The organism is Streptomyces mutomycini (assembly GCF_001700505.1).
Classification (GTDB): domain Bacteria; phylum Actinomycetota; class Actinomycetes; order Streptomycetales; family Streptomycetaceae; genus Streptomyces; species Streptomyces mutomycini.
Map to the genome: position 1 here is coordinate 1 of NZ_MAPV01000041.1, position 10243 is coordinate 10243.

Here is a 10243-nt window from a genome sequence, read left to right on the forward strand (position 1 = left end):
CCGCCGCCGACAGCACACCCGTCGCATGACGCACCCACTCACCATCAGCATCATCAGCCGACCGCGAATGCACACTCACCACCCGACGCCCCTCCACCGAGGGCCCACCCACCGACAACTGCACCGACACCCCACCACGCCCAGGCATCACCAACGGCGCCTGCAGCGTCAACTCCTCCACAAACCCACAACCCACCCGCTCCCCCGCATACAACACCAACTCCACAAACGCCGTACCCGGCAACAACACCGAACCCAACACCACATGATCCACAAGCCACCCATGCGACTGAAGCGACAACCGCCCCGTCAACACCAACCCATCCCCCTCAGCAAGGGACACCTCCGCACTCAACAACGGATGATCAACCGCACGCGCACCAAGACCAACCCCATCAACCACACCCGCCGCAACAGACTCCAGCCAAAAATGCTCACGCTGGAACGCATACGTCGGCAGGTCCACGCGGCGGGCGCCGACGCCGGCGAAGTACGCCACCCAGTCGACGGACCGTCCGTGTACGTGGAGTTCGGCGAGGGCCGTGACGAGTGTCAGAGCCTCGTCGCGGTCCTTTCGCAGGGCCGGCACGAAGACCGAGTCCTCGACGCAGTCCTGCCCCATGGCGGACAGCACTCCGTCCGGGCCGAGCTCCAGGTACGTGGTCACTCCCTGGTCCCGGAGAGCCCGCATCCCGTCGAGGAAGCGGACCGCCTCACGGACGTGACGCACCCAGTAGTCCGCCGAGCACATCTCCTCGTCAGACACGACCCGACCGGACACGTTCGAAACGATGGCGGTCTGCGGGGCATGGAAGGTCAACGTCTCCGCAATCGTGCGGAAGTCGTCGAGCATGGCGTCCATGCGGGGTGAGTGGAACGCGTGACTGACGCGGAGCTGCTTGGTTTTACGGCCTTCGGCCTCGAAGTGCGCGGCGATCGCCAGGACAGCGTCCTCGTCGCCGGAAATCACCGTCGAGGAGGGCCCGTTGAGTGCTGCGATCGAGACGCCGTTGGTCAGGAGCGGCAGGACCTCGTCCTCAGCTGCCTGGAGCGAGACCATCGCCCCGCCCGCCGGCAACGCCTGCATCAGACGACCACGAGCCGCCACCAGCTTCGCCGCGTCCTCAAGTGTGAGAACCCCAGCAACGTGCGCGGCCGACAGCTCACCGATCGAGTGCCCCAGCAGATAGTCCGGCTTCACGCCCCACGCCGACACCAGGCGATACAGCGCGACTTCGAGCGCGAACAGTCCGGCCTGCGTGAACTGCGTCTGATCCAGCAGCTCACCACCCTCGAACACGACATCCCGGATCGGCTGATCCAGATGCCGGTCCAGCTCCGCACACACCGCATCGAACGCATCCGCGAACACCGGATACGCCCCATACAGCTCACGGCCCATACCCGACCGCTGCGCACCCTGACCCGAGAACAACACCGCCAGACCACCGGGCGCCGTCGAACCGCTTACCACCCGGTCGCCGACGACCACAGCGCGGTAATTCATCAACGCACGCGTCGTGACCAGCGAGAACCCGACATCCACCGGATTCCGGTCCGCAGCGAATGCCGACAGCCGCTTCACCTGCGCCGAAAGACCCGCCTCGGACCTCGCCGACACCACCCACGGCACCACCGGCAACGACGAGACATCCGCCGCGTCCGCCGGCTCCGTCTCAGGAGCCTGCTCAAGAATCACGTGCGCGTTCGTGCCACTCACGCCGAACGACGACACACCCGCCCGTCGCCGCTCACCCGTCTCCGGCCACGCCACCGACTCCGTCAGCAGCTCCACCGCACCCGACGACCAGTCCACCTGCGGCGTCGGCTCGGCCACGTGCAGCGTGCGCGGCAGCACACCGTGCCGCATCGCCATGACCATCTTGATGACCCCGGCCACACCGGCAGCTGCCTGGGTGTGGCCGAGGTTCGACTTGATCGAGCCGAGCCACAGCGGCCGGCCCTCCGGACGCTCCTGGCCGTAGGTCTCCAGCAGGGCGTGCGCCTCGATCGGGTCACCGAGCCTCGTCCCCGTACCGTGCGCCTCCACCGCGTCGACCTGTGAGGCCTTCAGGCCCGCGCTCGTCAAGCCCTGTCGGATGACGCGCTGCTGCGCGGGGCCGTTCGGAGCCGTCAGACCGTTCGACGCACCGTCCTGGTTGATGGCCGACCCGCGCACCACCGCCAGGACCTCATGGCCGTTGCGCCGCGCGTCGGACAGCCGCTCCACCACGAGGACGCCGACACCCTCCGACCAGCCGGTGCCGTCGGCGGTCGACGAGAACGACTTGCAGCGCCCGTCGCCCGCGAGGGCGCGTTGACGGCTGAAGTCCACGAAAGTGCCGGGCGTCGCCATCACCGTCACTCCGCCGGCCAGGGCCATCGTGCACTCGCCCTTGCGCAGCGACTGCACCGCCAGGTGCAGGGCGACCAACGACGAGGAGCATGCCGTGTCGACCGTGACGGCGGGGCCTTCGAGGCCGAAGGTGTAGGCGACTCGGCCCGAGACGACGCTGCCCGAGTTCCCGATGCCCAGGAACGCTTCCACGCCCTCGGGCACCGCCGCGAGACGGGCGGCGTAATCGTGGTACATCAGCCCGGCGAACACGCCCGTGCGGCTGCCGCGCAGCGTTGCCGGGTCGATGCCGGCCCGCTCGAGTGCCTCCCACGAGGTTTCGAGGAGCAGTCGCTGCTGGGGGTCCATCGCCAGCGCCTCACGCGGCGAGATCCCGAAGAAACCGGCGTCGAATTCACCCGCGTCGTGGAGGAATCCACCCTCCTCCGTGGCGGATTTACCGTTCTGACCGGAGTCGGGCTCATAGAGATTCCCGAGATTCCAGCCACGGTCGTCCGGGAATGCGGAGATACTGTCGGTGCCGGTGGAGACGAGCTGCCACAGGTCCTCGGGGCTCGCCACCCCTCCCGGATATCGACAGCTCATTCCAACGATCGCAATGGGCTGCTGGTCCTGGGCCTCGATGTCTCGGAGGCGCTGTCGCGTACGGCGCAGATCTGCGGTCGTACGCTTCAGGTACTCGCGGAGCTTCTCTTCGTTGTCCACTCAACCCAACCCGTCGCGGCGGTCAGCAGGTGAATTTCGACCCGCCGTCAAAAGGTCCGTCAACACGGAAAATCGGCTCAGCGTCAGCGCGATTTCCTTACGGTTGTTTCGCGGTGACGCTAATCCGAAGCACTCCGCAGCACTCGAATTGTTCCCCTTACTCGGGGAATCTACGGGGGGTCCGTAGAACCGGACAACCCCTAGGGGGTTGGCTCAGCCCCCTACCCCGAAGTCCCCTTACCCGGAATGCGCGCCCCGGGCGAGGAGAACGGCACCGCGCAGGGACGACAGGCCACCGAGCGCGGCGGCGCGTACCGGGGCGACAGGGTGGCCCGGTCTGGCGAGCGAGTACGCCCGCTCGGCCACTGTGCCGGCGAAGCCGGGCAGCCCGTCGGCGAATCCGCCGCCGATCAGGGCGAGTGAGGGCCGGATGAGTTCGTTGAGGTTGACGATCGCCACCGCGAGAGCGTCGCAGCTCTCCCCGACCGCTGTGACGGCCCAGTCCCGTTCGTGTCGCAGGCCCTCCGCGAGCTCGGCGAAGCTCACGGGCTCACCGCGCAGGTGGCCGGCCCGGCGCAGCGTGGCCGGCCCGGAGGCGACGGCCTGTACACAGCCGTGTCGTCCGCAGTCGCACTGCGGACCCTTGGGGTCGACGATCACATGGCCGACCTCGCAGGAGCCGCGGGCGGTTCCTGGGCAGAGGTGTCCGTCGAGGACGATGCCGCCGCCGATACCGGTGCCGACTCCGAGGTAGACGACGTCCTGGCAGCTCGCTTCGTCCGCCTCGGCGAGGGCGGCCAGGTCTCCGTCGTCGGCCCAGAGCACCGTGCTTCGGGGGAAGAGCGAGTGGAGTGCGGCGCGAAGGTCCAGTCCCGTCCAGCTGGGACGGCCCGGCCAGGTGGTCACCACGCCGTCCGTGCCGACGGTCGCCGGCATGGCGACGCCGACCGCCTCGACGGGTTGCGGAGTGTCGTCGAGCAGCGCGCGGACGTTCCTGGTGAGAGCGTCCAGGTCGTCCGCGACGCTGCTCGCCGGTGGCCAGGGGAACACCGCGCTGCGTGACGGTGTCCCGCCGTCGGTCCGCAGTGCGACCTTTGTGCCACCGACGTCGATGCCGAGAACGGTCACGCCGGTGAGGCGACGACGTCGAGGGTGAGGATCAGGTAGCGGGCGGTCATGCCCTTGTCGGCGGTGATACCGAAGGCGTACCGGTCGATCTTCGTCGTGGCGCGGAGGCTGATCCCGTCCGCCCCGTTCTGCGACTGCTCGATCAGGAGTTCCACCGGCCGGGTCGTGCCACGGACGGTCAGTTCGCCGTGCAGGGTGTAGATGCCCTGGGACTCGCGTACCGCGTCGGAGGTGAAGGTGATGTGGGGGTGCGCGGCGGTGGCCAGGTACTTGTCGGAGCGCACGACGCCGTCCCGTGTGCCGTTGCCCGTGGTGAAGCTGTTGGCGTCGATGACGGCCGTCGCGTCGGACTCCGCGGCTTCGGCCGCGACCCGGATGCGGCCGCTGAGGACGGAGAAGGACCCGTCGACGCCCGCGAGGCCGAAGACATGTCGGGTTCGGAAGGTGATGGTGCTTCGGCTGGGGTCGATGGTGTAGGTGCCGGGGGCCGGGAGAGTCAGGGGGTTCGCCGCTGTCTGGGACATTTCGCTACCTCTGCAGGGGGGTTCGGGGGCGTACGGAGAAGAGGAATGGGCTTCAGCCGCAGTCGAGTTGGGCTCGTTCAGTCTTGACCACATCACTGCGGAGATCCACAGGCAGGTCCTTTCGGCGTTTCACCTTGAGCTTCCGGTAGACGCGGGTGAGGTGCTGCTCGACCGTGCTCGCGGTGATGTGGAGCTTGCTCGCGATCTCACGGTTGGTGCAGCCCATGACGGCCAGCGAGGCGACGCGCCGCTCCGAGCCCGTGAGTGAGGGGATTCCGTCGATGCTGCCGGAAGCCGTATCGGGGCCGTTGAGGTCACCGGTGGCCGCGAGGAGTTCCTTCGTCAGCGGACCGGCGTCGCACAGGCCGGCCACGTGCCAGGCCCGTCGGGAGACCATGCGGGCCCGCCGGTACTCCTCGAGCTGGTGGTGACTGCGGCTGAGGTCGACGAGGGCTCTCGCCTGCTCGTAGCGGTCGCCGCAGTCCTCCAGCAGGTCGAGTGCCTCGCTCAGCAGCTCGGGACGTCGGGCGGCGGGCCCCGTCGCAGCGAGCAGCCGCAGGGCTGAGCCCCGGATACGCATTCTGTCCCTGCCCGCGCCGGCCAGCTGGTCGTGGAGGAGCCGCTTGGCCTGGTCCCGGTTGCCGAGGCGCAGCCATGCCTCGGCCGCGCCGGTCCGCCAGGGTATGAGGGCCGCGGCGTCAAGACCCCAGGTGCGCAGGAGTTCGCCGCAGGAGAGGAAGTCGGCGAGCGCCGCGTGCGGGTGATCGGTGGCGAGGTAGTAGTGGCCGCGGGCATGGAGGTAGTGCAGCCCGTACCGGCTCCGGAACATGGCGTCGGTAGCGGAGAAGGTGAGGTGCTTCGCTGCTTCCTCGTAGTCGCCCATCCTGGTGACGGCGAGGATGAGGCTGCCCAGCGGGAAGCCGATCGCGACGCCCCACGCCTGGGGTGGGAGCTGGGTCAGTGCCTGTCGGGCGTGTTCGGCACCCGCTGCCAGGTCGCCCTGCCTGACGGCGATCTCAGCGCGTGTCGCCGATGCCATCGCCGTCCAGACGGGGGCCTCCCGTGGTCCTGCCTCGGCCAGAAGGTTTTCGCACTGCCCGTCCGCGCTGCGCAGGCGTCCCACGCTGATCAGGACGAGCAGGGCCAGCTGCACGGCTTCCTCGGTCCAGGGCGACGTACGGCCCAGGCCGAGGCCGAGGCCGTCGAGGACCCGTTCGGCACGGTCCGCGGCGGGCTCACCGGGCCCGTGGGCCAGCAGACCCGCCAGTTCGGCTGCCGACCGCAGCCACGGGTCACCGCGGGGGTCGGCGAACGTGGGCGATCCGTCATCGGACGGGACGGGCCCCTGGTGTCGGCGGGCGAGCTGCGGGTGGGTTGCGGCCAGCCACAGTTCGGTGTTCCGTGCCGGTACGGCCTGTGGTGTCCCGTCCGTTTCCGGCCGGGCGCCGCGGATACGTTCGAGAACGGCCTTGGCCTCCCCCGTACGGCCGTGCCAGAGCAGGTGCCGGAGCAGGACGAGCAGGTCGCCGTGGCCCAGCTGGCCGTTGGCCGACGCCGCGGCCAGCGGGGTGAGATGACGCGCGGCCGCGGCGGGGTTGAGTTCCCATTCGGCCTGGGCCAGCCGCGCCCTGATGCCCGGACGTTCGTGCTCGTCGCCGCAGGATCTGTGGGCGAGTGCCAGGCATTCCGTCGCCAGCCGGGTCCTGCCTCCGAGCAGCGCCTGATCGGCGGCCTCCAGCAGTACCCGGACCGCCCAGGGCCCCTGCGTGTGCTTGGACTCGACGAGGTGGTGGGCGACGGTCATGGCCGGCGCTCCCCTGGCGTGCATCAGCTGTGCGGCGCGGCGGTGCAGGGCCGCCCGGTCCGGGGCCTGCAGGCCGTCGAGGATGGTCGAGCGGGCCACCGGGTGCCGGAACACGCCGTTGTCGGTCAGACCGGCCGCCTCCATGTCGTGGAGGGCACGGCAGACCGCTTCCGTGTCGGCTCCGGCCAGTTGGGCCAGCTCCTCGACGGCGCCCTCCTCGTCGAGGACGGCGAGGGCGCGGGCCACGTGCGCGATGGCGGGCTTGTCCCGGTACAGGCAGTTGAGGAGGGCCAGCCCGTAGCCCTGGGCCCGTACCTCACCGGCGATGTCGTGATCCTCGATGAGGGCGTGCAGGAGCAGGGGGTTGCCGCCGCTGATCCGGAAGAAGTCGTCCACGTCCCACAGGGCCGGCCGGCCCTCCGGCGGCTGCGGTGGGGCCGTTTCCTCCGGTTCGAAGGAGTGGCCGGAGTGCCGGCCACGGAGCACCTCGGCGACGCCCGCCCGGGTGAGCGGGGCCAGGCGCAGCCGGTGGAACTGCGACTGGCGTCGCAGTTCGGCGCGGAACGGGGAGTGCTGCGCCCCGAGTTCCGCGTCCTCGGTCAGGACGGCCAGGATCCGCGCCGATCCGATCCTGCGGACGATGTGGAGCAGGCAGTGCAGGGACGCCTCGTCGGCGTGCTGCACATCGTCGACGGCGATCAGCACCGGGGTCTTCGCGGCCAGGTCGAGCAGAACGACGCCGAGGCCCTGGAAGATCCGGACGGCTTCCGGTTCGACGGTATCGGGGCGGGTCCGGGACAGGGCGTCCGACGCCGCACCTTCCTTCAGCAGCTGAGCGGCCCGGTCCGCGATGTCCAGGGGCAGACCGGCGCTGTGCAGCAGCTGGGTCACGACTCCGAGGGGCAGGGTGCGCTCCGCGCGCGAGCAGGTCGCCCGGAGCACGACGACGTCACTCGATGCACGCTCGGTGAACACCCGCAGCAGCTCGGTCTTGCCCGTGGTGACCGGCCCGTCGAGCACGACGACGTGTCCCCGTCTTCCGCGGCACTCTTCCAGCAGCCCGTCCAGATACCGCACATGCTCGTCACGCTCGACCAAACGCACCCTTCGACCCCTGCCCTTGCACGCTATCGCTGTCCCAGCACGTCCCGCGTCCAGGTCGTACTCAGATCGCCGGTTTGCGGGCGACCGCGATCACGTAGTCAATGGTGTCCAGCTCTTTCTTCAGCAGTTCCTGGTCGCTCCAGTTCTGGCTGATTCCCTTGTACTGGGTGGGCGTGACCAGGTTCTTGTATCCCGGACTCTCGATCTTGTTCACCATGAACGTGCGGTACTGCTCCCAGACCCGGTCCCGGATCGAGTCGACACGGTTCTCCTCGAATCCGGCCTTGGCCAGCTTGTCGGCGTATACACCCGAGGTGTACCAGTTCTCCTCGTCGTAGCTGAGGAGAATCCAGCTGAGCGCACGGGACTTGAGTTCCTTGCGCACGACCGCGTCGTGTGTCGGGAGGACATCGGCGACGGCGAGTACACCGCCGGGCCGCAGGACCCGGAACGCCTCCTCGAAGAACGCGCTGCGCGGGTAGAAGTGGAACGCGGATTCGAGGGCGACGACCTTGTCGAACGTGTTGTCCGGAAAGGGGATGTCGGTGGCGGAACCCTGCTGGAATTCGAGTCGGTCCTCGAGCCCCTCCGCCTTGGCGCGGGCCTGGGCCGCCTCTATCTGGTGCGGGGTGATGTTCAGGCCGTGGATCTTCTTGGGCTGCCGGTTCCGGACCCAGGAGAAGTCCTGGTCGCCGTAGCCGAACCCGAGGTCGAGCACGGTGTCACCGGCCTCGATGCCGGCGGCGTCGCCCAGCCGGGTGGCGAGTTCCTCGGCGGCCTCGTCGAGGCTGACGCACCCGTCGTTCCAGTAGCCGAAGTTGCAGTACGTGGTGGTGCGGTCCACGAACTCGAAGCTGGGTGGCATGAACTGGTAGAGGCGTCGGGTCCGCTTGACGGGGTCGCCCGTCGAGATCATCTGGATGAGCTTCCCGAACTGCTTGGCCGCTTCCAACATGGAGGTAGTGCCTTTCGTGGGGTGGGAGTGGAGTTTCAGGTGGTGGCCCGGCCGAGACGGGCGCGCAGGTCGTCGATGAGCGCGACCAGGTCGTCCGGGCCGTGGGCGGCACCGAAGAGGTAGAAGTCCGGGCGTACGAGCATCGCGATCGCACCGTCCGGTCCCGGGCCCGGGAGCCCTGCCAGGTAGGGCAGGTAGAGGTCCTCGGCGTCGACGACGGCGTGTTCCCCCGCCTTCTCCGGCGCGGTCCCTGCCGGCAGTACCTGTACGAGGTGGCAGCCGAGGGTGTCGAGGAGGGCCAGGTCGGCGGTGTCGAGCAGCAGGCGAGGGTCTTCGGCGCAGAGCAGGACGAAGCCGGTGCCGACGACGTCGTCGAGGAGCCCCCGGGTGCTTCCGCGTGCGACTTCCGCCTGCGGGACGAGCCCGCCGGCCGATCGCGGGGCCCCGTCGGCCGGGGCTGCGCCGGTACGCAGGAAACCCGCGCTGAGGGAGTCGGCCAGCGAGGGCCCGTCCGGGGCGGCCTGGTCCCGGCCGCCGCGGGCGCGCATACGGGCGGCGAGCATGAAGGCGTCACGCCCCGCCGCGGCGGCGCGGTCGGTCTGGCAGATGACGTTGCCCAGCGCGATCGACGTCTCGATGGCGGGCCGTACGTGTGCGCTGCGTTCGACGGTGTAGGTGTCGAGCAGTTCCTCGTCCGCGGTGCCGTCCAGGACGAGGTTCAGTTTCCACGCCAGGTTGGCCGCGTCGCGGAAGCCCGAGCACATGCCCTGCCCGACGAAGGGCGGCATGACGTGCGCGGCGTCGCCCGCGACCAGCAGTCTTCCCGAGCGCCACTGGTCGACGCAGCTGCCCTGTGTGGTGTAGACGGCGTGCCTCTCCAGGGTGGCGTTGTCCGGGGTGAGGCCGAACAGCCCGAGCAGCTGCCATACGGTCGTCACCCGGCCGAGTTCCTCGACCGTCTCGCCGGGCATCCGCATGAACTCCCAGCGCCGGTGCCCCGGCCCTGCGGAGACCGCGGTCCGGGGCCGGGCGGGGTCGCAGATCTGGAGGTTGTTGGGCGTGTACTCGCGTTTGTCGTGGGTCACGACGTCGCAGATGAGCCAGTCGTGCGAGAAGCCGTAGTCGGTGACCGTCGTCTCGATGTGCCGGCCGACGAAGCTGTTGGCACCGTCGCAGCCGATGACCCAGCGGGCCCCGTACGTGTGCCGGTTGCCGTCGGCGTCCTCCGCGACGACCTCCACGTGGTCCTCGTACCGGGTCAGTTCGACCGCCGTCCGGCCGCGGTGCACGGTGACACCGGGCAGTTCCGCACCGCGTGCGGCGAGGGCGGCCTCCAGTCCGGGCTGGTACATCGATGTGGACTCGGGCCAGCCCGACGGGCTCTTCCCGGGCACCTCCATGTGGATCAGCGTCTGTCCGCGGGCGTTCTCCCAGACGTACTCGCCGGTGGGTTCCCGGACACCTTCGAGGCGGTCGGCGACACCCACGGAGGCGAGGATTCGGGCCGCCTCGCCGTCGTACGCGACGGCACGGGGCATCGGGTAGGGCTGCGGCCAGCGTTCGACCACGGTGACCGTGCGGCCGTACTGGGCCAGCAGGATCGCCGCCAGCTGGCCCACCGGGCCGTATCCGACGATCAGCACATCGGAGTTCACCACGTCTGTATC

6 protein-coding genes are annotated in these 10243 nt (G+C 69.4%); all 6 read right to left on the minus strand.

The genetic code is table 11. From position 1 onward, the window contains the following. On the minus strand, positions 1-3061 hold a 3061-nt coding region (locus tag BFF76_RS06525; protein ID WP_141695574.1), incomplete at its 3' end, for a type I polyketide synthase. A 237-nt stretch (positions 3062-3298) separates the two neighbouring features. After that, entirely contained in the window at positions 3299-4189 is an 891-nt protein-coding gene (locus tag BFF76_RS06530) for an ROK family protein (RefSeq protein WP_065847582.1), read from the minus strand. Next, complete coding sequence (locus BFF76_RS06535) at positions 4186-4713, minus strand: YceI family protein (RefSeq protein WP_065847584.1); 528 nt, start codon at positions 4711-4713, stop codon at positions 4186-4188. The genes BFF76_RS06530 and BFF76_RS06535 overlap by 4 nt, the downstream gene beginning before the upstream one ends. A 52-nt stretch (positions 4714-4765) precedes the next feature. Continuing rightward, entirely contained in the window at positions 4766-7621 is a 2856-nt protein-coding gene (locus tag BFF76_RS06540; protein WP_065847586.1) for a helix-turn-helix transcriptional regulator, read from the minus strand. Between the two features lie 61 nt (positions 7622-7682). Next, positions 7683-8576, minus strand: a complete 894-nt coding sequence (locus BFF76_RS06545) for an SAM-dependent methyltransferase (RefSeq protein WP_031095328.1) — start codon at positions 8574-8576, stop codon at positions 7683-7685. A gap of 35 nt (positions 8577-8611) precedes the next feature. Further along, a complete protein-coding gene (gene mhpA, locus BFF76_RS06550) occupies positions 8612-10234 on the minus strand; it encodes a bifunctional 3-(3-hydroxy-phenyl)propionate/3-hydroxycinnamic acid hydroxylase MhpA (protein ID WP_031095329.1) in 1623 nt (540 codons plus the stop codon). Positions 10235-10243: the final 9 nt, after the last annotated feature.

Coding starts and splice junctions, on each gene's coding strand:
- BFF76_RS06545 (WP_031095328.1), bottom strand. CDS start 8,576: ATGTTGGAAGCGGCCAAGCAGTTCGGGAAGCTCATCCAGATGATCTCG.
- BFF76_RS06535 (WP_065847584.1), bottom strand. CDS start 4,713: ATGTCCCAGACAGCGGCGAACCCCCTGACTCTCCCGGCCCCCGGCACC.